Raw genomic sequence first — 23,478 nt, 5'->3', positions numbered from 1 at the left:
TCTACATATTCGAGGAGGTCTCAGGTTGTAGATTCAACTCATAGCCACGCACCTCATGGATACGGTAGCTAAGCCGCTCTAACTCTTCACGCGCTTCACAAGGGGCCTCAAAGTTCAGCGAACGAATATGCGGAAGATACTTCCACGAATCTTCAATACCAGGTAGCAAGTCACTCATCTGTCCCTTGCTTATAAGGCCTCGCGCAAACACATTCAAATGTGCGGTAAATTGTTCAAATCCTTGAGCACGATACCAAGAGTTCGCGGGCACATCGTCTTGAGTCCACGCTTGAATACGAAAAACGCCGGCAGTACGTAAACGTTCGCACGCGAACTCAAACATTTTCGTGGCAACACCCATCTGCCGGTATTCTGGCAAAACACCAAGATGCCACATCACACCGCCACGCTCCCCCTCGGTGCTACACACTTGCCCAGCGACTTCTTCATACTCAATATCTAAAAATCCCACAACGTGTTCACCACGAGTGGCAACCACACAGACGGCAGGGTTTTCGTAGAGTTCACGGTAGCGGTGTACGTCGTCAAAATAACTGCAATCTAAAAAGGAGAGGAGACGACAACGCACCCAAGAAAGCTCATCATGCTCTTCATATAAGCGGATAGAAAGCTCCTTCGGTAACGTTATCTCTTGTTCAGGCACGACGGCTCCTCAATATTTTTTAGCGTTGCCCCTGCTCTAAAGATTCACAGAACAAGGCATGTCTGCTGACCTCCGAACGTACAGGATCAACAATGTACTCTTCAGAGACATGGGCAATGTTACCAGCAATCTGACGAGACACTTTTCGCGCATAGAACTTCTGCCCTATCCACGAGAAGAAACGCCCCAATAACCCAACACACAAACCCAAACCAATACCGGTCAACACCAATAATGTGGGGAGCGGGAACGGGAACCCTTCTACATAGGGTGGGGCTGGTAAGCGTAGCTGAAAATATCCGGCACACGCTAAAACGGTAAGCCATAGCAGACCAGCAACCGCGCTAAAGAGCGCAAGCCACTGCACTATGTTCAGCAGATGCCACCACCATTGTTTTTTCTGAGCCTGATAGTCGGTAGTGGCAATACACCGTTCAAGCGCTTGAGGAAGTTCTTCTTGACGGGAGCGAGCCGCTTCACGAATACTATGACTCCACGGCTGCCCAACCCCTTCCGAAACACCATCTGCAAAACGGCGAATCCCCGAACTCATCACTGACTTTTGCGTCTCATTCATCGGTGGCAATGATGAACGGGTGAGCGTTTTCTCTTCACTAGCACGATGTAAGTTGAGTCGTTTGAGAGGGTCTGGTTTGAATTTGAGCATCCAACGGGTTGCAATCCAACCGGTATGTGCGCTTGCGTGCAGTCGATAAGATTTTTCAGCAACTTTCACAACAGCAGGTGCACCACTCGCTTCGTAGAGCGCATGATCTAGCAGACGCACACCGGTGCCGGTCACACCGTCGGGGTATCCTCCGCCGTCGTATTCACCAAGTTTTTGGTGGACGGTGTCGAGGTCTGCGTCGATACGTTCTAGAGCCGCTGATTTTTCGGCGGCAACTCGCCCAAGCGCTCCGCGTAACGATTCGATACCATAACCGGTTCGTGCCGAGACTGCCAAGGGTTTGCTCAAGAGTGAACGGCTCAGCCCGTCTTCTGCAAGTAGACGTTCGAGAGAGTCGAGAACAGCAGGTATTTCTTCAGCATGTAGCTTATCGGACTGGTTCATCACAGCCATCATGACCGCACCGTGTTCTGCCATGGGTGCAATGAACTCGTGGTGAATGACGGCGTCAGCATATTTTTGTGGATCAAAAACCCAAACGAGCACGTCCACGCACCCTGCCATACGTTCCACGATACGGCGGTTCGCTTTTTCGACGGAGTCAAAGTCTGGTAGGTCAAGGAGGATGAGCCCGCCAGAGCGTTTTTCGGTGGCGCTTTTACCGATGGCAGAGCGCACTTTATTCCATAGCCCGTGCGATAGCGGAATATCGGCTTGGTTGAGTGCTTGCACAGCGTGTTCGGGGTGGGTGTCCATCACAACGCGGTGTTCTACTTCTAGCCAGTTCAGTAGTTGTTCGCTGCTTTCTTCACCCCAGATAGCTGCTTGCGCGGTGGAGGTGGTGGGGCGTCGTGCTGCACTACGGGCAATATCTTCACCAATGACGGCGTTGAAAAGGGATGACTTTCCCGAACCTGTTGCCCCAAAGAACCCAATGACGGTGTGTTCTGAGGAGAGTTCTCGGCGGCGTTTAGTGCGGTCGAGAACGTCTTGGGCGTAGGTGAGCGTTTCGGGAGCAACGCGTCCGGTGCCTTGTTCTACAGCATGGTTGAGTGCGTCAACTCTAGCGGAGAGTGTGGTCATGTGGTTTTCTCGTGTTGCGGGCATCGTTTAGCGTCCCCTTTTGAGTTGTTGAGCAACCTGCGCAACAGTGTGTGCAGCTTCCTGTACTTCGTCGGTGGGTGCTCCGAGGTGGTTCTCATCAATTTTTTGAATGAAGGTGGTGGCGTGTTCTGAGAAGATTTTTTGGATACGTAGTTCGAGGTTTTTACGTGCCCCTTGAGCCATACGTCGTACGGCGTCTTCTCCGAAGACTGCTTCGAGGAGTTTAGTGCCAACCACGCCAGAACTGCCGGCAATACCGGCTTCAATTCCGGTCAGCCCGCCGGTCATAGAGAAGACAGCAACCATGAGAATGACGGCTGCGGCGTTGATTCCAAGGGAGAGGAAGCGGGCGCGTTGTCGTTTGCCTGCGCCTTCTTCTGTCATCATTTTCATGATGTCTTGTTGCCATTGGCGGATTTCTTCGGCAACAGTTGCAGGGAGGTCTTCAGGGAGTTTTCCGAGGTCTTCTCCGGCAAGGAGTGCTCGCCCTGCGCGTTCTTCGTTCCATCGGCGTTGCACGTTTTCTGCCGCTTGTGCGCTCTGTTCTACGATCACTGAGTGCAAGCCGACTTCGAGTGCTTGTTCAACGACGATGGCTTGGCTGGGTTTTCCTCTGAAGAAGCCTGAGACTCTGTCGCGCAGTCGTCCGATACTGGTTTCGATGTTGCGGAAGAATTCTCCGGTGCCAACGAAGTCTTGCCAGCGTGAGAGGACTTCTCCGCGTAGGAGCGCGCCGTCTTGTGTTGATTCGATAACGTTTTTGACGGCTTGAATATAGGAGTCTTCAACGGCGTAGGTGAGTCGTTGAGCGGTGTCGTGTTGTTGTTCTTGGGCGTGTGCGAGGGCTTCGATACGGGTGGCGGCTGTTCGTATCGCTCCTTCGAGGGTTTGTTGTGCGATGCGGGTGCGTTCTTCGGAGTTTGCGCCGAGTTCGCTGAGCCAGTAAATCAGTGGGGTGATGCTCATGCGTGAGAGCATGCCGTGTTCGTCGCGTTCTTGTTCGTTGACGGTTAGTAGGTGTGCTGGGGTGATTCCGGCACGTTGTAGCATGTGGCGGAGGTCTTCTTCAATTTCTTGTTCTGCGCCTTCTGGTACACGGTTGAGTACGACGGCGATGGTGATGTCGCGTGCGGCGGCTTCGGTGAGTAGTTCCCAGGGTACGGCGTCGGCGTAGCGGTTTGCGGTGGTGACGAAGAGCCAGAGGTCTGCGGCGGAGAGCAGTTGTTTTGCGAGTCGGCGGTTGTCTTCGCTGACGGAGTCTACGTCGGGTGCGTCGATGAGGGCGATACCGGCGGGTATGTTCTGTGTTTGGACGGTGTAGATTTGGTCGGTGAGTGTTGGGTCTGCTCCGACGAGTTTTCCGTCGTGGGTTTGGATGCGTTCGAGGTGTGGCAGGATGCGCTCGGGTGTGAGTGCTGGTGCGTCTTCTTCGCGGTGGATGAGGACGGGTTGGCGTGTGGTGGGTCGTATTGCGCCGGAGCGTGTGATGGCCTGCCCGAGGAGGGTGTTTACTAGTGTTGATTTGCCGGCACCTGTGGAGCCGCCTACGACGACGGTTAGTGGTGCGTCGAGTGTGGCGAGGCGTGGTAGTACGTAGTCGTCGAGTTGGGTGCGTGTTTTTTTCAGTAGTGCACGGTGTTCGTCGATTTCGGTGGTTTCTAGTGGCAGCGTGATGTTTTCGAGTGTGTCTCGTGCTCGGCGCATGGCGTCGAGTTCTGCTGTGATGTTTGGTGCGGTGCGAGGTGTTGTGTTTGTTTTTTCCACAGCTTTATCTTACCGGCTGTTGGGTGTTCTGCTGTGGTTCTTGGGTGGAGGTTTTTTGTTTGTTAAAACATATAAGAAAAACCCTCCAACCATAGGGTTGGAGGGTTTTAGCGTGTGACCCCAACCGGATTTGAACCGGTGTTGCCGCCGTGAGAGGGCGGAGTACTAGGCCGCTATACGATGGGGCCGTATGGTCTGTGACCTACCTGTGTAGTCTACTAGGTGTTTTGTGTTTGCCACAACTCAAACCCTCATGAACTACATCACAGGATGATAGGTGTTTTGAAGAGTGCTGTTTTTAGGGTATAGAAAAACCCTCCAATGAGAACATTGGAGGGTTTTAGCCTGTGACCCCAACCGGATTTGAACCGGTGTTGCCGCCGTGAGAGGGCGGAGTACTAGGCCGCTATACGATGGGGCCGAAAATATTTTCTTCCACGAGGAGAGAAAATATCGCTGGGATACCAGGACTCGAACCTAGAATGACGGTACCAGAAACCGTAGTGTTGCCAATTACACCATATCCCATTATGTGCTGCTCAGATGAACTCATCTTTGCAACGATTAATAACTCTATACGAGTTTTTCTACTCACGCAAATTAAAGAACATAGACATGTGTCACATTTTAGTGTTGAAAGGGTACACCCCTTCCATAGCAGGAGCGCCCCTCATACCAGCATTGGCATGAGGGCACTCCCCTATTGCCCGCACACATTCAGTGCGCCGTGCAGCAGTTGTGGCAATCTTTTTATGCGCTAAGGTCTGTGTGCAAAGCACGCAAACGATTCAACGAAGATTCTTTACCAAGAATCACCATCGACTCAAACAATGGTGGGCTAACACGCGCACCCGAAATGGCAGTACGCAACGGACCAAACGCCAAACGAGGCTTAATCTCAAGGCCCTCAACAATGGCTTCACGAAGCACCTGCTGAATGTTCTCCGCCGTAAAATCTTCGAGAGGTTCGAGCACATCTAGCGCAGCCTGCAACACGGTGGGGGCAGACTCTTTGAGCTGTTTACGAGCGTCCTCAGCAATAGTGACCTGCTCATCAGCAATGAACAAGAACCCGAGCATACCGGGTGCTTCACCGAGCAGCTGCATACGCTCTTGAACCAATGGTGCAGCTTCGGTCAAAATGTTCTGCTGTTCTGCTGAAAGCTCTGCAAACGTTTCGACAGGTAGCACTCCCCCAGCGTGTAGGTATGGGACGAGTCGCTGGCAGAAGTCTTCTGCGCCCAGGCGGCGAATATGCGTACCGTTAATGGACTCAGCCTTTTTCACGTCAAAACGTGCCGGGTTAGCGAGAACATCTTTAACGTCGAAGTGTTCTACGAGCTGATCAATAGTGAAAATGTCTTCATCATGTGAGAGTGACCAACCGAGCAGGGCAAGATAGTTGAGCAGGCCTTCTTTGATGAAGCCGCTATCGCGTAGCAAGAACAGGTTTGATTCTGGGTCTCGTTTAGAGAGTTTCTTATTGCCTTGACCCATCACGTATGGAAGGTGCCCAAATTCAGGGATAAACTGTGCCACACCAACCTGCACGAGCGCACGATAAAGCGCAATCTGACGCGGTGTGGAAGAGAGCAAGTCTTCGCCACGAAGCACATGAGTAATACCCATAAGAGCGTCATCAACAGGGTTAACGAGAGTGTAGAGCGGTTTGCCGTTGGCGCGAACCACCACATAGTCGGGTACGGTGCCGGCTTTGAACGTGATTTCGCCACGTACGAGGTCGTTGAAGGTGATGTCTTCATCGGGCATACGCAAACGCAGAACAGGCTGGCGCCCTTCGGCACGGTATTGCTCTTTTTCTTCTTCGGTGAGGTTGCGGTCAAAGTTGTCGTACCCAAGTTTTGGGTCTTCACCGCGTGCACGGCGACGTTCTTCTACTTCTTCTGGGGTGGAGAAGTCTTCATAAACGTATCCGCCGTCTACAAGTTTTTTGATGACGTCTTGGTAGATTTCTCCACGTTCTGACTGACGGTAGGGTGCGTGCGGGCCACCGACACCAACGCCTTCGTCCCATTCGATTCCGAGCCAGTGCAAGGATTCGAGTACTTGGTTGAAGGATTCTTCGGAGTCGCGTGCAGCGTCGGTGTCTTCGATGCGGAAGATGAGTTTACCGCCGGTGTGGCGTGCGTACGCCCAGTTGAATAATGCGGTGCGCACCATGCCGACGTGGGGTGTGCCTGTTGGTGAGGGGCAGAATCGTACGCGGGTTTCGGCGGGGTTGTTGAGTTTGACGGTCATATCTGTCATGGGGTGTTTTTACAGTTCTTTCTTAGTCGATACAAGATGGTGAATATACCGCGAACAGTGTGTGTTAGCGGCGAACAATGTTAATCAGTGAGCCGATACCTTCGACTTCAATCTCAATTTCGTTTCCTTCGTGCAAGGTGCCAACTCCTTCGGGTGTTCCGCTGAGGATGACGTCGCCGGGTAGGAGCGTGAACATTTCGGATGCTGCGCAGACGAGTTCGGTGGCTGAGAAAATCATGTCTGCGGTGGTGCCGTCTTGTTTGAGGTCTCCGTCAATCCACGTTTTGATGGAGAGTGCGTCTGGGTCGAGGTCGGTTTCGATCCATGGGCCGAGTGGGCAGGAGCCGTCGAATCCTTTGGCTCGCGCCCATTGCAGGTCGGTTTGTTGTACGTCACGTGCGGTGAGGTCGTTAGCGACGGTGTACCCGAAGATGACGTCACGTACACGTTCTGGGGTGACAGATTTGGCGATACGCCCGATGATGATGGCGAGCTCTCCTTCGTAGGAGACGTCTTCGGACCATTCTGGCAAGGTGATGGGGTCTGAAGGGCCAATGACGGAGGTATTGGGCTTGAGGAAGAATTGCGGGCTGGTGGGGGTGTTATTGCCGAGTTCGGTGGCGTGGTCGTGCCAGTTTCGGGCGGCGCCGATGATTTTGGAACGCGGAATGATGGGTGAGAGTAGGCGAACGTCTTGAAGCGGGTAGCTGGTGTTGGAGCGTTCGATTCCGCGGTAGAACGGGTCTCCGAGGAGTTCGGTGATGGTTTCTTCTCCTTCGGCGCCTTCTACGACGCCGAAGTGTAGTTGGTCTTCTTTGGTGTATCGAGCAATGCGCATAGTTTATAGGCTACCGCGTTTGGGGCGCGTGCGCATAGTGCTACGAGTTTTGAGGAGGATTATTCTTCTGTTCTTCTTGAATTTTTAGGGCTTCTTGGATGAGGTTTTTGAGGTCTTGGTCTTCTTTGCTATGGTCAGGCGGACCAAACTGCCAATTTCTCGTTTGGATAGATTCGATGTTACGAGCTTGCGCAAGCTGTTCAGCGGTAAGTTCTTTTACATCGTAAAGGTATGCGTCCTGAAGGTTTGCGTACCGAAGGTTTGCGTACCGAAGGTTTACGCCCCGCAGGTGTGCGAACTCAAGGTTTGCGTCCTGAAGATTTGCGTGCCAAAGGTTTGCTTCCTGAAGGTTTGCTTCCTGAAGGTTTGCGCCCTGAAGTTTTGCGCCCTGAAGTTTTGCGCCCTGAAGGTTTGCGTGCCAAAGGTTTGCGTGCCAAAGGTTTGCTTCCTGAAGGTTTGCTTCCTGAAGTTTTGCGCCCTGAAGTTTTGCACGCTGAAGGTTTGCGTCCTCAAGTTTTGCGTTCTCAAGTTTTGCGTTCTGAAGGTTTGCTTCCTGAAGTTTTGCACGCTGAAGTTTTGCACGCTGAAGGTTTGCTTCCTGAAGTTTTGCACGCTGAAGGTTTGCTTCCTGAAGTTTTGCACGCTGAAGGTTTGCTTCCTGAAGGTTTGCGTCCTGAAGGTTTGCGTCCTGAAGGTTTGCACGCTGAAGGTCTGTGCTCCGAAGGTGTGCGCCGGTCAAATCCGCATGAGATAAATTAGACCGCTGAGGAAAGAATACTTCACTAAAAGTCAGCCCCGACAATTCAGCATACTGCAAATCAAAAGGCTCAAAAGACTCCTTATCCTTGTCATAAATATTCGGAAAAATATCAGCAATAACAGAATTCAAAGTCCTTATCTCAAGAAAAGAACGTTTAACATGCTCTTTTACCTTCTTAGGAAGAAAAGAAGACTGGACTTGAGCACTATTCTTCTGAGCACATTTTTTAGTTTCGGCGTTTTCGTCAGGTGCGGTACCAAAAATCAGCTTCAAAATATTTTTCTGCTGAACCTTCCGCTGAGCCTCAATAATTGCAGAGTTCTCACCCAGTAGCCCCCAGTCTTTATACAGCCCCGCTAGCTGAAAGTAGCTCGAAGCACGCACATTCTCATCGGTGCTATGCCTATTTTTTAGAATCTCATGCAAGCGCTCATTGAGATCTTTAATCGTCTCGTTATCGCGCCGAGCGTTCTCTATTTTTTGTTCAGTCTTGCGTCGTTTACGTTCTATCTCAGATTGAATGTTTCGGTTTTGTTCATGGTTTTCGTAGTTTACGGCGACTGTTACAAAAACACCGATAGCACCAATAAGACCAGCAAATACAGTAATAATTTCTTTCTGAATATTTGACCACATTCCATCATATTTCGACCAGATAAGAGTCCAAATACCGATAGAAATAACAAAAGCGAATAGAGGAAATATATAGTAAATAATTTTACCGATATAATTAATTCGGTCTTTGATGAAGACTATCAACAATAGCTGCACGATAGACCCCATAAGAGCAAACCACCAAATGCTATCATCACTAGACCAAAACTGCCAGTTAGACCATGGATTTTGACCTTCTCCACGCCTACTAGAGAATACCCATATTCCTCCTATAAGCATTCCACTAACACAAGATAGAAGCAGATAAAAAATATTAGATAACGAAAAGAATTTTTTTATACTTATATAGCTATTTTTTCTAGAAGTTCTAGCATTCATATTAGAGTTTTCCTGTAGATATTAGTTCTAAATATTTTTATATTTTTTTTGGATTTCTAAGGCTTCTTGAATGAGGTTTTTGAGAGCTTGGTCTTCTTTGCCACGTTTATAAGCCCACCGATGCCATGCTCGTGTTTCGGCAGATTCGATACGCTGAGCTTTCGCCAGTTGCTCAGCGGTAAGTTCTTTTGCCTTATAAAGTTTTGCGTTCTGAAGGTTTGCGCCCTCAAGGTTTGCTTCCTGAAGGTTTGCTTCCTGAAGGTTTGCTTCCTGAAGGTTTGTGCCCTGAAGGTGTGCTTCCTGAAGGTTTGCGAAATCGAGGTGTGCGTCCTGAAGGTTTGCGAAATCGAGGTGTGCGTCCTGAAGGTTTGCGAACTCAAGGTGTGCTTCCTGAAGGTTTGCGAACTCAAGGTGTGCGCCGGTCAAATCCGCATGAGATAAATTAGACCCCTCAGGAAAAAATACCTCACCAAAGGTCAGTCTCGACAAGTCAGCATACTGCAAGTCAAAAGACTTATCGTCTTCATCGGTGTCGTTGGCATTGGGGAAAATATCAGCAATAACAGAATTCAAAGTCGTTATTTCAAGAAAAGAACGTTTAACATGCTCTTTTACCTTCTTAGGAAGAAAAGAAGACTGGACTTGAGCACTATTCTTCTGAGTATATTTTTTAGTTTCGGCGTTTTCGTGAGGTACGGTACCAAAAATCAGCTTCAAAATATTTTTCTGCTGAACCTTCCGCTGAGCATCTATAATCTCGGAATTTTTCCCCAGCAGTCCCCAGTCTTTGTACAGCCCCGCTAGTTGAAAGTAGCTTGAAGCGCGCATATTCTCATCGGTGCTATGCCTGTTTTTCAGAATCGCGTGCAAACGCTCATTAAGATCTTTAATCGTCTCGCCATCGCGCCGCTCTTGTTCTGTTACATATTGTTGTTCTCGCAACTTACGCTGCTCTTCAAGCTGTTTTTCTACATTTTCTGCTTGAGAGATACGGTTTTCTTCATGATTTTTATAATTGACTGAAACTGTTGCGAGAACACCTACCGCGGCAACAAGACCCGTAAAGCCAGTGATAATCTCTGAGCGCACATCACGCCACTGTTCATCGCCACCATAAGTTGCCCAAATGAGCACCCAAACACCGATAGAAATAATAAAGGCAAATAGAGGAACTATATAGTAAATAATTTTACCAATATAGTTTAGTTTTTCTTTCTGACTTATAAAGAATAATTGTAGAGCAAAACCTATAACACCAAGACATACAACACGAATGTCACTAAACCAAAATTGCCCGTCAGACCGTGATGTTTGATTTTCTCCACCCCTGCTGGAGAATAACCATATTTCTCCTATAAGAATCCCACTAATTAAGGATGGCAACGCATAGAAAATATAAGACAGCTTTATCTTACTAAAAGATTTTTTTATCCACAGAATAATATCCTCTTTAAAAGTTTTAATCTTACCTTTAAAGTTTTCGTACTTTTCTTTTATTATTTTATCAATTTTTTCTACCATGGTTTTATTTTCTACATATCAGGCTAACTATTTTTACGTTGTTTTTGGATTTCTAAGGCTTCTTGAATGAGGTTCTTGAGAGCTTGGTCTTCTTCGCTGTATTCACCAGTCAACAAATCCCATTTTCGCGTTTTGATAGATTTAATGTTCTCAGCTCGCGCAAACCGTTCAGCGGTAAGATGTTTTACATTATAAAGGCGCGTATTATGAAGGTCTGCGTATTGAAGGTTTGCGTCTTGAAGGTCTGAGTCTTGAAGGTTTGCGTCTTGAAGGTTTGCGCCCCAGAGGTTTACATCCTGAAGGTTTGCGCCCCAGAGGTTTGCATCCTGAAGGTTTGCGCCCCAGAGGTGTGCGTCCTGAAGGTGCGCGTCCTGAAGGTTTGCGCCCCAGAGGTGTGCGTCCTGAAGGTGCGCGTCCTGAAGGTTTGCGTCCTGAAGGTTTGCGCCCTGAAGGTTTGCGTCCTGAAGGTGCGCGTCCTGAAGGTTTGCACCCCAAAGGTTTGCACCCTGAAGGTTTGCACCCCAGAGGTTTACACCCTGAAGGTCTGCGTCCTGAAGATTTGCACCCTGAAGGTCTGCACCCTGAAGGTCTGCACCCTGAAGGTCTGCACTTTGAAGTTCTGCGCCCTGAAGGTCTGCACCCCAAAGGGTTACGCCCTGAAGGTTTACGCCTCGAAGGTATGCGTTTTGGAAGTTTGTGTACTGGAGTTTCGCCTCCTGCAAGTTCGCGTATTGAAGTTTTACGCCCTGCAGGTTTGCACCCCGAAGGTCTGCACTTTGAAGTTCTGCTCTCTGCAGGTTTGCATCCTGAAGGTTTGCATCCTGAAGGTTTGCACCCTGAAGGTTTGCATCCTGCATATCTACTTCATCCAGTCGCGCTCCAACTAAATTTGCAGAAGACAAGTCTACAGCCTTCAACACTAAGGTAGTTAAAACAACCCCAGAAAGGTTTACCGAAGATAGAATCGCCCTTTCCATATTCACATCTTTTAATTCAACTCTAGTTAGGTCCACATTTATTAACTTTGCACCAGTTAAAATTGCTGCGGTTAGTTTCGCACCAATCAGGTTTGCATCAGTTAGGTCCGCTCCAGTTAGGTCTGCTCCAGTTAGGTCCGCTCCAGTTAGGTCCGCTCCAGTTAGGTCTACTTCGATTAGTTTGGAATTGGATAAATCCGAACCTTCCAGCTTCGCAAAGGTTAAGTCTGCACCAATTAAAACCGCACTGGAAATATTTGCTTCAAATAATCTCACACCAGACATTTTCGCATATGTCATTTTAGCTTCAGAAAAATTAAATCCATTCAAATTAGATTTTTCTAATTTTAAATTAACAAACTCTAAATTACTTAAATCTTTTTCATTAGAATCCAAGTTAGATAAATCCATTCCGGATAGTTCTATTTCACCCACCCCTTCCTCGCGTGTGAAAAAATTACGCAAAGTCATACCACTCAGTTCTTTGACTATCTCAGAAGCTTTCTTTTTAACATCTTTAAATATTTTATTTATAGGAATACCATACCAAAACGCTTCCATTATCTTTAAAGAGTTATCTATATCCTCAACATTGAGAATTGCTTTAGTTATATTTGTTTTAGAGAAAATGGCATTGTTTACGATCGCACCAGTTAAATTCGCACCAGTTAAATTCGCACCAGTTAAATTCGCACCAGTTAAATTCGCACCAGCTAAATCAACATCAACAAAAGATGCATTAACGAGATAAGCATTTTCAAAATTCTTATATCCTTTACAATCTTCCATCATTTTAAAATTCATCATCCTTATTTTTTCAGACTACCCAACATTAAGACGTTTTTAAGATAAAATAATCAAATTATAGCACCATCAAAAATAGCACCTGAGAGATTCGCATCCTTAAAAGATGAACCAGTTAAATCAGCACCAGCGAAATTAGCTTCAGTAAAATCTGCGCCAGAAAAATTACCATTTTTTAAAATTCGTTTAGAAAAATTTAACCCAGAAAAGTTTACATACTGGAGGTCAAGCAGTTCAATAAAATCTGACTCCTTACCATTTTCCATCATTTCTTTAGAGAAAAGGTCCGCAATCACCGAATTCAATGTTGCAATTTCACGAAAAGAACGTTCTGTATTATTTACTCTGCTAGGATCATCTTTTTGAGACTTAGGATCATCTTTTTGAGACTTAGGATCATCTTTTTGAGACTTAGGATCATCTTTTTGAGACTTAGGATCATCTTTTTGAGACACCGTGCCAAATATAAGTTTCAGAATATACTTCTGCTGAGTGTTTCGTTGCTTTTTAATGATATTAGAATTCTTTCCTAATAATCCCCAATCTTTATACAGTCCAGCTAACTGAAAATAACTCGATACAAGTTCTTCCTCTTTTTCACTATTTCTATTTTTAAGAATATTATGCAATCGCTCATTTAAGGCTTTGATAGTCTCATAGTCACGTTTATCAGTCTCTATCCTAGATTCATTTTTGCGGTTTTCCTCATGATTCTGATAATTCACAGCAACCGTGGCGAATACACCAACAGCAGCAGTAAGACTCGTAACACCAGTAATAATTTCAGGAGCAAGTTTCTGCCATTCCTCTATTCCGCCAGTATTTGCCCAAATAACTAAACATACACAGATTGCAATAAAAAGCAAAAATAAAGGAATGATGTGATTGATTAAACGCAAGATATAGCTTTGTGTGGATTTACGGCGAATAAAAAAATACTGAACACAAAAAAACGCTACTACAAAAGACAATAATATAAATAATGGATTCGCAATATTGACCAGCAGAGACGTTAAATTGCTAATTACACCAAAAGGCCAAAATAACTTTCCACAAAAGGCAAAAAATCCAATTTCAAAAAATAATAATCCAGTAAATCCCGAAACCAAAGAATAAAATAGAGCAGTAAGCCGAGATGGTGGCTCAAGTTTTTTTCCGCCCTTAGCTTGCTTTAACTCTTCGTCCATATACACGGATCCTTTCACTCATACGTACGGACTTCATAGTTACTTCTTTCCAAGCACTAGTCCAGATAAACCAATGCTACAGATGTATTTATTATCAAAATTATGAACTAGAAATAATTATCGCCTACCACCAGCAAAAACACCACATATTTTCACCAATATGACGCATAAAAATGTGGTGTGCCCTTGCCACCCCTTCAGTCACAAGAACACACCACAAACCTCACACAGCACCCTCCCCAATGAGAAGGGTGCTACTACTATTTTTGGGTGTTACACCAAACGTGTTAACCAACCATGACGGTCCTCAACCACACCAGTCTGAATACCCACCAGCTCCTGACGCAAACTCAACGTCACCTCACCAGCAGCACCATCACCAGGGGCAGCAATCACACCATCAGCAGACTTCAACGCACCCACAGGAGAAATCACCGCAGCAGTACCACACGCAAAAATCTCAGAAATAGCACCAGAAGCAACACCCTCACGCCACTGATCAAGAGTAAACTTACGCTCCTCCACCGTCATACAACGGTCCTTCGCCAACTGAATAATCGACTGACGAGTCACACCCTCAAGAATAGTGCCCGTCAGCTCAGGGGTCACCAGCTTATTCTCATCACCAAAAACAAAGAACACGTTCATGCCACCCAGCTCCTCAATCGCGTCATCACGGTGAGGATCTTTAAAAATGACCTGCTTGCAACCATGCTGTTCACCCTCAAGTTGAGCAATCAACGACGCAGCATAGTTACCGCCACACTTAGCGGCACCCGTACCACCCACACCAGCACGCGCATACTGGGTAGACAACCAAATATCTACCGGCGCAACCGTACCAAAATAGTTGCCCACCGGAGAACCAATCACCAAATACTTCACCTCATGGGCAGGGCGAACACCCAAATACGCCTCGGTAGAAATCATGAATGGACGCAAATAAAACGCCTCGCCCTCACCGCGAGGAACCCACTCACGGTCAATGCTCACCAGCTGTTTCAAAGACTCTACAAAAAGCTCTTCGGGTAGTTCTGGCATGGCAAGGCGACGAGCAGAACGCTGCAAACGCTGAGCATTAACTTGCGGGCGGAATGTCCAAATAGAACCATCCGCATGACGGTACGCTTTAACGCCCTCAAAAATTTCTTGCCCATAATGCAACACACAAGAAGCAGGGTCAAGGCTCAACGGTGCGTACGCGCTCACCCGCGCGTTAGACCACTCGCCGCCGTCAACATATGTGCCTTTCCAGTCAATGCTGACCATGTGGTCAGAGAAAAAGTCACCAAAACCAGGGTTAGCGAAGACTTTTTCGCGGTCAGCTTCGGTAGCTGGTGAAGGGTTGGGTTCAACATTAAAAGTTAAAGACATCGTCGTTTCTCTTCTCTCAAATTATTCTTCATGCCACACCGGCAGTTAGCCTGCTCGTGTGAGGGGTTGTAAGTTCTTCACATTCACAAGCGGAGGGCACCCTGTGCGAAGTGCCTCACATACGGTGTGTTCTCTCTATCAAAGCACACCGCACCTACTCAACACTAGATTTTCTCTAAAGCCGTCACAATATCTGCACCAATCACATCCGTGCTACGGGCCTGACCAGCATGTTCTGCCAAGTCATGCTCCACTGCCTGTTCAATACGCACCGCAGAATCCTCTAGCCCAACGTGGCGTAACAACATGGCAGCAGCGAGAATCGTTGCCGTAGGGTTAGCAACATTCTGCCCCGCAATATCTGGTGCAGAACCATGCACCGGCTCAAACATGGACGGGTACTGGCCTGAAGCATTGATATTTCCGCACGCCGCATACCCAATACCACCGGTAATAGCACCAGCCTGATCAGTCAAAATATCACCAAAAAGGTTATCGGTTACTATCACATCAAAACGTGACGGGTCAGTTGTCAAAAAGATAGTTGCCGCATCCACATGGCAATAATCCACGCTCACTTGCGGGTATTCGGCACTCAACTGTTCTAAAGTGCGAGTGTATAAACCGCCCGCATGCACCAGCACATTGTTCTTATGCACCAGCGTCAGCTTCTTACGTTCACGCCGTGTCGCCAGTTCAAAGGCATAACGCATTAGCCGTTGCACACCATACGCCGTGTTCACCGACACTTCGGTTGCAATCTCAGCATCCGTACCAGAACGAATCACACCACCATTACCCACATACGGGCCTTCAGTGCCTTCACGTACCACCACAAAATCAATGTCACCAGGGTCAGCTAAAGGAGAGCTCACACCCGCAAATAGTCGTGAAGGGCGCAGATTAATAAAATGGTCAAACGAAAACCGTAATTTTAGGAGAATCTCACGTTCAATCAGCCCAGAAGGCACCTGAGCAGAACGAGGGTCGGCACCTACCGCACCAAAAAGAATCGCATCATGCCCACCTAGCTGCGTCAACGTCTCATCAGTGAGAGTTTCACCGGTGGCAAGCCAATGCTCTGCACCTAAAGAATACGTAGTTTTGGTGAGGGCAAAACCGTCTCGTGTAGCAACAGCGTCAAGGACGCGTTCTGCTTGTGCCACAATTTCTGGGCCGATACCGTCGCCCGGAATAATCGCAAGGTTGAGGGTGCGTTGTTCAGTCATACTACTTAAAGTAGTACGCCGGTTCGTAGCATGGCAGAATACCCACCCAACGTTTCATAATATGAAACAGCACGAACCGGCGCACCCACACGAAGTAAAAAACTACACCCTAAAAATCAGCACCAAGACACTGCACAATATACTCCTGCACTGCCTGAACACTACACGGCATATCCTTCACGCGACGCTCAGCCTCAAGAATAGAGGCAAAACGTTCAGGAACCTCCGGCTCCGTACCAGTCGCCTCATAAATCGTCTCAGCAAACTTCACCGGCAACGCCGTCTCAAGGCACACAATCGGAGTAGACACCTGCTCACGAAGCCCGCGAGCAACCTTCACACCGTCTGCCGTATGAGGGTCAAGCAGCACACCGTAGCGTTCATAACAATCACGAATCACCGCAATACGATCCTCATGAGTAGACTTCCCAGAGAGGAAACCATAACGGCCACTCACCTCAGAGAACGCCTCATCATCAGCAAGGCAGAACCCGCCAGAAGCAACAGCCGTACCAAATAACTCCCCAACCCTTGCCGCGTCACGGCCCAACACGTCAAAGATAAAACGCTCAAAGTTCGATGCCCGAGAAATATCCATCGACGGGCTAGAGGTCTTATACGTATCAGCCGAAGAACGCACACGGTACTGCCCCGTACAGAAAAACTCGTCTAATACGTCATTCTCGTTGGTGGCAACGATAAGACGGTCAATAGGTAGCCCCATCTGACGAGCAATGTGCCCTGCACAAATATCACCAAAATTACCGGTTGGTACGCAGAACGAAACACGCTCAGTGTTCTGGTCGGTAAGGCGAATCCAACACGAAACGTAGTACACAATCTGAGCCAGAAGACGAGCCCAGTTAATCGAATTGACCGCACCAATACGGTACTTCTCTTTGAACGGTGCGTCAGCAGAAATTGCTTTGACAATATCCTGACAATCATCAAAAACACCATCGAGCGCAATATTAAAAATGTTCGGCTCATCAAGACCAAACATTTGAGCCTGCTGAAACTCTGTCATACGACCGGCAGGAGTCAGCATAAAAACGTTAATGTTCTCACGCCCACGCATCGCATACTCGGCAGAAGAACCCGTATCCCCCGAGGTTGCACCCACAATGCTCATGCGTTCGCCACGGCGTGCAAGCTCATATTCAAAAAGCTCACCCAAAAGTTGCATTGCCATATCTTTAAACGCCGCCGTTGGCCCCTGAGACAAATGCCCCAAGAAAATACCGTCTTCTAACGTGGAGACAGGAACAATCTGCTCATCAGAAAACGTAGGGTACGTGTAGGCGCGGGCTGTGATAGCACGAAGATCCTTGGCAGGAATATCGTCCACAAAAAGTAGAAGCACCTCAGCGGCAAGTGCCGCATACCCTTCAGCGTTAAGGACGGTACGCCAACGAGTCAAGGTCGCGTCATCAAGCTGTGGGTATTCGGTGGGTAGGTAAAGCCCACCATCAGGTGCTAGCCCGCTAAGAAGAATATCGGTAAAACGGGCAGGAGTTCGGGTGGTATCTCGCGTCGATATGTACTGCATAATCTCAAGTCTAGGGGTTTTTATCAGGTTTATGGGTTCTCTTATCTCTATCGGTGAGATATTGCGTTGCATGTCGTGAGGTTACACGCCCTCACAAGAGATGCTAACCATGTGCAGTAACAGAAGCGCCCGCTGAGGCAGTATCAGGCTGTGCCGTAGCGTCTGTCATGCTGCTACTTGGTGTTGGAGAAGGCTGTTCAATCGGAGAAGAATTCTGAGGATTCTCACGGTCATGAGCAACATTCTCTAACGCTCGCTGGTGAATCTTTTTAATCTGAGAAGACACCTGCTTAAGACGCTGATACACCGCCTCATAATACCCGTTCTCAATATCATGAGTTTTCTGATCATAACTAATATCGGTACGGCATCGGGTGTCAGCTTGCGCAATATCTTTTTGTTGCTGCTCAGTGCTAGAAGACGCTACATCTTCTGCTGCCTCTACCGTATGCAAATCAGCATACCCAGCTTTTTCCATGCACGCAGACCACTGTTCCACCAGTTTTTGGTAGTCCTTATCCTGATGGACATCATCACGAATAGTCTGCGCAAAAGTAGGTGCTAATAAGGCAACATTCATGCCATCTTGAACGGTGCCATAAATATACTGGTAGCTTTGCGCCATGCACCCGTCACGAGGAATATCCCCACTGTGATAATCCATAAAATCGGTGCTAACCGTACCATTTTGAGCGTCCCCAAAGAATGCTGCTTTACCAGCCGTATCATAGTGTGCTTGCGCTAATTCTTGTGAGCTTGGACGGTAGCCACGTTCACTAATTTCTTGTGCGGTCAGTCCCCCAGCAAAAGATATTTTAAGTTGGTATTCTCGTGCTGGTTCTTCGTATACTCCGCCACGTGCTTGCACGCATCGTGCCGTAAATTTACGGCGTGCCTGTTCTGCTTCGTGAGGAGGGAAAATCCACTCTTTAAGTTCGTTGAGGTGTTCTTCTTGAGCTGGAGTATATTTCAGTTCTTCAAAATTTTGTGGTGGCGGTGTGCAACCAGTTAAAACCGTCAGTACAATAGTAGACAGGATGATAAGGCTTCGTTGTGAAGTCTTAGGGTTTTGGGACACGCTCACTCACTCTCAAAAATTTTTACTATCTTAGTATAGTGACAAACTCATTCCGAAACATACTACTCACACCCATAGAAAGGGTGCTTTAGGCAATACTTATGCACAATACACCAGATTTTTCGTCCTCTCGTCGAGGTTTGTTCCGTATGGGCGCGCTAGGTGGCGCTGTCGCTGGGGCAACTGTTCTCACAGCCCGCAGTGTTGCACCTGCACAAGCTGCACCTACGGCACACAACTTCCCTGAGAAGTTCATCTATCCGGCTATTGCAGGCCCCTCTTTAGCGTTATGGGGTAGCTCCTCTATTGAGGGGGCACGAGCCACAGAAGGTGTTGTTGCCGGTTACGATGTGCGCCTGAGCACCCTACTCACCCGATACCTTCAAGTACCCGTCCTCAACTTTGGTCAAGGCTCCGAAACCTCCACCAACATTCTGGCGCGTCGAGGTGCACCACGGTTCACCATGACACTCAAATTCCCTGAAGACCTCATCCCCGCAGAAGGTTCTGTCACCGTACAACAAACAGAATCTACCGCCATCGAATGGAATGACGCCTCCTACTACCCCGGCTATGTTCAAGACATCCCCGGCACATTACAAGCCATCAAAGGCGCACCCGGCTCATATACGTTCACACGCACCATCGCCGGAGAACCACGCTACGCACCCGCAACAGTAGCTAAAGCCTCAGTATTTTCCTCTTATCAGCAGATGATTTCTTATTCATCGCACCACCTTGTGCAAATAGGACGCAACAACATCACCGAACTCGACCGCATCAAAGAGCACACCCAAATCGCTGTTGATATGGCACCAGAACGCACCATCATTCTCGGGCATTTCGCGGTAGATGGAGACGGCCCCGACTCAGGGCGCGCCAAAGCAGTTCGCGCATACAACGAGTGGGGACGTCAAACCTACGGTAACGCATTCATCAACCCCCAAGAATACCTACGAGAAGTCACCCAACAACCATGGCTACGTTATGGCGATTTGAACGGTTCTGGGGTGTGGAACAGCAAAGAAGACACCGACGACTACCAACAAGGCAGACTCCCCCGCTCCCTCTACGCCACCGACGGTATTCACCTCAACGGCTGGGGCTATCTCGCATTAGCCCGACAAATTCAAGCTGTAGTCACCGAACTCAAATGGTTTAGCGCCTAAAACCCTACATATTAAGTATGGTGTCTCTCATGTTCTAGAACATGAGAGGCACCATACTTTCTACGAGCTTTCTATTGCCAGCACTTTACTCTTTATCATCCTCGTAACGAGGGAACACAGGAGAAGGCTTCGGCAACTGAGCACCAGCAACCAGCACCTGATCAAAGAAACTAAAAGTACGCTCCGACTCGGCAACACCCAAAAGGTCAAGCATTTTAGACATCGACTCTGGCATCACCGGCTGAACCAACAACGCCACACGACGCAACGTCTCAGCAGTCACATACAAAACAGTGTTCATGCGTTGCGGGTCAGTCTTCTTCAACTTCCACGGCTCTTCAGCAGTGAAATAACGGTTACAATCAGCAACAACTTTCCAGATACTCTCCAACGCACGGTGGAAAGCCTGCTCCTCAAAATCAGCACGCACACTCTCATATAAAGCAGCAGCAGCATCAAGCATCTTCTGGTCAGTATCCGAGAACTCACCAAATTCAGGAACACAACCGCCACAATTCTTTGCAATCATCGACAAAGAACGCTGCGCCAAGTTTCCTAAATCATTCGCCAAATCAGCGTTAATACGGTTCTTAATAGCCTCAGGAGAATACGAGCCGTCCTGTCCGAAAGACACCTCACGCAACAAGAAGAAACGGAACGGGTCAAGACCAAACGTCTTCACCAAATCAGCAGGGCCAACCACGTTACCAACAGACTTCGACATTTTCTCACCATCAACGAGCAAGAACCCGTGTGCAAAGACACGCTGTGGTAGCTCAATACCAGCAGACCACAAGAAAGCAGGCCAATAAATAGCGTGGAAACGAGAAATGTCCTTACCAATCATGTGAACGTTAGCAGGCCAATACTTTGTGAACATCTCACTATCAACATCGGGGAAGCCTACACCCGTCAAATAGTTGGTGAGAGCGTCAACCCACACATACATCACATGTCGATCATTACCGGGGACAGGAACACCCCAGTCAAAAGTTGTACGAGAAATAGAAAGATCGTTCAATCCCCCACGAATAAAGCTTGCTAGCTCATTACGACGAGTCTCAGGATAAATAAAACCTTCATTCTCATATAGTTCAAGCAAACGATCCTGATACTTAGACAAGCGGAAGAAATAGGACTCTTCTTCCGTCCACTCCACCTCAGTGCCAGTCGTCTTCGCATAACGCTGACCGTCACGAAGCTCCGTCTCGTCCTCCGCATAATAGGCTTCATCACGCACAGAATACCAGCCAGCATATTTATCAAGATAAATATCGCCATTTGCTTCCATACGCTTCCAAATAGCCTGTGAAGCCTCATAATGGTCTGCGTCAGTAGTACGAATATAACGGTCATACGAAACGCCCATCATATCGTCCATCGCACGGAAACGAATAGCGTTCTGATCAGCAAGCTCTTTAGCGCTCATACCAAGCTTAGCTGCAGTAGTCTGCATCTTCTGACCGTGCTCATCAGTACCAGTCAAAAAACGGACGTCATAACCGTCAAGACGTTTAAAACGCGCCATGGCGTCAGTAGCAATATGTTCGTATGCGTGACCAATATGAGGGTCACCATTCGGGTAAGCAATAGCAGTGGTGATGTAATACGGGGTTGAACTCATACCCATTACTTTATATGGCGCTACAGATAAAACGGAACTTTTCACAGTCTTTATCCATAAATAGCCCATAATTCACATCAATATACAACAGCACCACCAACACAAAGAAGAGGGTGAACACCCAAAATGGTGCCCACCCCCTTCTACTGCTAATGCTTAGCTATTGTGCAAGGTTCACACACGCAGCACGTGAAGCATTCACAATATTCTTAATGCTATTGACCACTTCTGCACTAGGAGCAGAATCAAGCGCCAACACAGCCACCGCCTGATCACCCTTATCCCCACGAGAGACCTGCATACCAGCAATATTGATTGACGCCGTACCCAAAAGCGTACCCATCGCAGCAATCATGCCTGGGCGATCTTCATACTCAAGGATGAGCATATAATCCGTAATCGGAATCTCAAGATCATAGCCACCAATATTTGTCAGCTTCTCAACAAGTTTAGGGCCAGTAACCGTACCCGAAACTTTAACAGTGCTACCTGATGCAAGTACCGCCGAAAGAATCGTCTCATTACGGAAGTATTCTGTCTCCTCCGTAGTAGTAAGCTCCACCTCAATACCACGTTGTTGAGCAATCATCGGAGCATTCACATAAGACACTTTCTCCGAAACAACATCAGTGAAGACACCCTTCAACGCCGAAAGCTTCAACGAAGTCACATCTTTTGTAGCAATTTCTCCAGCAACCTTAACCTCAACATGAGTCATCGCCTCACCACTGCTAAGCGCCGTCACAATACGGCCAAGCTTCTCAGCCAAAGGCACACCTGGGCGCACATCCTTATCGATAGCGCCACCGGCAACGTTAACAGCGTCAGGCACGAGGTCACCTTCAAGCGCAAGACGTACCGAACGAGCCACCGACACACCAGCTTTTTCTTGAGCCTCAGCGGTGGACGCACCTAAATGCGGGGTACACACCACGTTCGGCAATTCAATAAATGGAACGTTCTTTGCAGGTTCTTTCACGAACACGTCAATAGCGGCACCAGCAATCTGGCCAGAACGCAACGCAGTATCTAACGCAGCCTCATCAATAAGCCCACCACGAGCAACGTTAATGACGTAGGCGGTGTTCTTCATCTTCTTAAAAGACTGCTCATTAATCATGCCCATAGTCTCTGGTGTACGTGGCATGTGAATCGTCAAAAAGTCAGCACGCTCTAATAGTTCATCTAGCTCAACGAGTTCAACGCCCATTGTTGCTGCACGAGAAGAGGTCACAAACGGATCGTACGCAATCAGTTCAGTACCAAAACCTTTAAGACGTTCTGCAACCAGACTGCCGATACGTCCCAAACCAATAATGCCAATAGTCTTTTCGTAAAGTTCTACACCAGCATATTGCGAGCGCTTCCATTGCCCTTCTTTCATGGAGGCAGATGCTGGTGCGATGTTGCGTGCTAGTCCGAGGATGTGTCCGACGGTGAGTTCTGCAGCAGAGATAACGTTTGAGGTGGGTGCATTGACGACCATCACGCCGGCGGCTGTTGCTGCTTTGATATCGACGTTGTCGAGTCCTACTCCGGCGCGTGCAATCACTTTGAGGTGTTTTCCGGCGGCGATGGCTTCGGCATCGACTTGGGTTGCCGAGCGGATGAGGATGGCGTCAACGTCGGCTAGTGCTTTGAGTAGTTCAGGGCGGTTGGTTCCATCGACGGCTCGGATGTCGAAGTCGGGGCCGAGTGCTTCGATGGTTGCTGGGGAGAGTTCTTCTGTGATGAGAACGACGGGTTTATGAGTCACGAAAATGTTCCTTAAGGGGTATTCAAGGCAGTCTTGAAGGGGGCGGTACCGTTCACCCGATACGGCGGTAACGCTCATGGTATGTTGGTGAGCTTTTGCGCTCATTTTGTTGTGGAGGAGGTGCTGTCAGTTCACCCTGACGGCCAACAGCGCCGGTTAGTAGACTATCTTACCGTTGAGTTTCTTGATGG

16 protein-coding genes and 3 tRNA genes are annotated in these 23,478 nt (G+C 48.1%); 1 reads left to right on the top strand and 18 read right to left on the bottom strand.

What is annotated here, in order from left to right; translation table 11 throughout:
- Window position 1 precedes the first annotated feature (1 nt).
- The 16 genes from ACN08W_RS04305 to ACN08W_RS04230 form a co-directional block, all read right to left on the bottom strand.
- Window positions 2-664: a GNAT family N-acetyltransferase gene (locus tag ACN08W_RS04305; RefSeq protein WP_419108897.1), complete on the bottom strand. Its 663-nt coding sequence runs from the start codon at window positions 662-664 to the stop codon at window positions 2-4.
- Window positions 665-683: 19 nt separating this feature from the next.
- Window positions 684-2,399, bottom strand: coding sequence for a dynamin family protein (locus ACN08W_RS04300; protein ID WP_419108896.1), 1,716 nt, complete (start codon window positions 2,397-2,399; stop codon window positions 684-686).
- A gap of 3 nt (window positions 2,400-2,402) precedes the next feature.
- Complete coding sequence (locus tag ACN08W_RS04295; RefSeq protein WP_419108895.1) at window positions 2,403-4,160, bottom strand: dynamin family protein; 1,758 nt, start codon at window positions 4,158-4,160, stop codon at window positions 2,403-2,405.
- Between the two features lie 115 nt (window positions 4,161-4,275).
- Window positions 4,276-4,348: transfer RNA gene (locus ACN08W_RS04290), tRNA-Glu, on the bottom strand.
- 160 nt (window positions 4,349-4,508) lie between these two features.
- Window positions 4,509-4,581, bottom strand: a tRNA-Glu gene (locus ACN08W_RS04285).
- A 35-nt stretch (window positions 4,582-4,616) separates the two neighbouring features.
- Window positions 4,617-4,688 (bottom strand) — tRNA-Gln (locus ACN08W_RS04280).
- A gap of 222 nt (window positions 4,689-4,910) precedes the next feature.
- Window positions 4,911-6,428: a glutamate--tRNA ligase gene (gene gltX / locus ACN08W_RS04275; RefSeq protein ID WP_419108894.1), complete on the bottom strand. Its 1,518-nt coding sequence runs from the start codon at window positions 6,426-6,428 to the stop codon at window positions 4,911-4,913.
- 64 nt (window positions 6,429-6,492) lie between these two features.
- Window positions 6,493-7,266 carry a fumarylacetoacetate hydrolase family protein gene (locus tag ACN08W_RS04270; protein WP_419103870.1) on the bottom strand — a complete coding sequence of 258 codons (774 nt, stop codon included), beginning with the start codon at window positions 7,264-7,266 and terminating at the stop codon, window positions 6,493-6,495.
- A gap of 40 nt (window positions 7,267-7,306) precedes the next feature.
- Window positions 7,307-8,809: a pentapeptide repeat-containing protein gene (locus ACN08W_RS04265; RefSeq protein WP_419108893.1), complete on the bottom strand. Its 1,503-nt coding sequence runs from the start codon at window positions 8,807-8,809 to the stop codon at window positions 7,307-7,309.
- A 237-nt stretch (window positions 8,810-9,046) separates the two neighbouring features.
- Window positions 9,047-10,153: a pentapeptide repeat-containing protein gene (locus ACN08W_RS04260; protein WP_419108892.1), complete on the bottom strand. Its 1,107-nt coding sequence runs from the start codon at window positions 10,151-10,153 to the stop codon at window positions 9,047-9,049.
- A gap of 410 nt (window positions 10,154-10,563) precedes the next feature.
- Window positions 10,564-12,306, bottom strand: a complete 1,743-nt coding sequence (locus tag ACN08W_RS04255) for a pentapeptide repeat-containing protein (RefSeq protein WP_419108923.1) — start codon at window positions 12,304-12,306, stop codon at window positions 10,564-10,566.
- Window positions 12,307-12,374: 68 nt separating this feature from the next.
- Window positions 12,375-13,508: a pentapeptide repeat-containing protein gene (locus tag ACN08W_RS04250; protein ID WP_419108891.1), complete on the bottom strand. Its 1,134-nt coding sequence runs from the start codon at window positions 13,506-13,508 to the stop codon at window positions 12,375-12,377.
- A gap of 273 nt (window positions 13,509-13,781) precedes the next feature.
- Entirely contained in the window at window positions 13,782-14,882 is a 1,101-nt protein-coding gene (locus ACN08W_RS04245) for a branched-chain amino acid aminotransferase (protein ID WP_419108890.1), read from the bottom strand.
- Between the two features lie 164 nt (window positions 14,883-15,046).
- Window positions 15,047-16,111, bottom strand: a complete 1,065-nt coding sequence (locus ACN08W_RS04240; protein WP_419108889.1) for a 3-isopropylmalate dehydrogenase — start codon at window positions 16,109-16,111, stop codon at window positions 15,047-15,049.
- 109 nt (window positions 16,112-16,220) lie between these two features.
- Entirely contained in the window at window positions 16,221-17,660 is a 1,440-nt protein-coding gene (thrC, locus tag ACN08W_RS04235; RefSeq protein ID WP_419108888.1) for a threonine synthase, read from the bottom strand.
- Window positions 17,661-17,763: 103 nt separating this feature from the next.
- Window positions 17,764-18,738 carry a hypothetical protein gene (locus ACN08W_RS04230; protein ID WP_419108887.1) on the bottom strand — a complete coding sequence of 325 codons (975 nt, stop codon included), beginning with the start codon at window positions 18,736-18,738 and terminating at the stop codon, window positions 17,764-17,766.
- Window positions 18,739-18,839: 101 nt separating this feature from the next.
- Here ACN08W_RS04230 and ACN08W_RS04225 point away from each other — a divergent pair, with 101 nt between their 5' ends.
- Complete coding sequence (locus tag ACN08W_RS04225; protein ID WP_419108886.1) at window positions 18,840-19,907, top strand: hypothetical protein; 1,068 nt, start codon at window positions 18,840-18,842, stop codon at window positions 19,905-19,907.
- Window positions 19,908-19,992: 85 nt separating this feature from the next.
- Here the strand turns inward: ACN08W_RS04225 and metG are convergent, their stop codons facing one another.
- A complete protein-coding gene (gene metG / locus ACN08W_RS04220; RefSeq protein ID WP_419108885.1) occupies window positions 19,993-21,531 on the bottom strand; it encodes a methionine--tRNA ligase in 1,539 nt (512 codons plus the stop codon).
- Window positions 21,532-21,691: 160 nt separating this feature from the next.
- Window positions 21,692-23,287 carry a phosphoglycerate dehydrogenase gene (gene serA / locus ACN08W_RS04215; RefSeq protein WP_419108884.1) on the bottom strand — a complete coding sequence of 532 codons (1,596 nt, stop codon included), beginning with the start codon at window positions 23,285-23,287 and terminating at the stop codon, window positions 21,692-21,694.
- Between the last annotated feature and the right edge of the window lie 191 nt (window positions 23,288-23,478).

The sequence above is a fragment of the Rothia sp. CCM 9419 genome (assembly GCF_048512815.1).
Classification (GTDB): domain Bacteria; phylum Actinomycetota; class Actinomycetes; order Actinomycetales; family Micrococcaceae; genus Rothia.
Note: the sequence above shows the minus strand (reverse complement) of the source record. Positions and strands in the feature narration are given on the sequence as shown.

Bases quoted from the DNA above. Each gene is read 5' to 3' on its own strand.
- gltX (WP_419108894.1), bottom strand. From the start codon at position 6,428: ATGACAGATATGACCGTCAAACTCAACAACCCCGCCGAAACCCGCGTA.
- ACN08W_RS04300 (WP_419108896.1), bottom strand. From the start codon at position 2,399: ATGCCCGCAACACGAGAAAACCACATGACCACACTCTCCGCTAGAGTT.
- thrC (WP_419108888.1), bottom strand. From the start codon at position 17,660: ATGCAGTACATATCGACGCGAGATACCACCCGAACTCCTGCCCGTTTT.
- metG (WP_419108885.1), bottom strand. From the start codon at position 21,531: ATGAGTTCAACCCCGTATTACATCACCACTGCTATTGCTTACCCGAAT.
- ACN08W_RS04265 (WP_419108893.1), bottom strand. From the start codon at position 8,809: ATGGGGTCTATCGTGCAGCTATTGTTGATAGTCTTCATCAAAGACCGA.
- ACN08W_RS04225 (WP_419108886.1), top strand. From the start codon at position 18,840: ATGCACAATACACCAGATTTTTCGTCCTCTCGTCGAGGTTTGTTCCGT.
- ACN08W_RS04270 (WP_419103870.1), bottom strand. From the start codon at position 7,266: ATGCGCATTGCTCGATACACCAAAGAAGACCAACTACACTTCGGCGTC.
- ACN08W_RS04240 (WP_419108889.1), bottom strand. From the start codon at position 16,111: ATGACTGAACAACGCACCCTCAACCTTGCGATTATTCCGGGCGACGGT.
- ACN08W_RS04250 (WP_419108891.1), bottom strand. From the start codon at position 13,508: ATGGACGAAGAGTTAAAGCAAGCTAAGGGCGGAAAAAAACTTGAGCCA.
- ACN08W_RS04255 (WP_419108923.1), bottom strand. From the start codon at position 12,306: ATGGAAGATTGTAAAGGATATAAGAATTTTGAAAATGCTTATCTCGTT.
- ACN08W_RS04245 (WP_419108890.1), bottom strand. From the start codon at position 14,882: ATGTCTTTAACTTTTAATGTTGAACCCAACCCTTCACCAGCTACCGAA.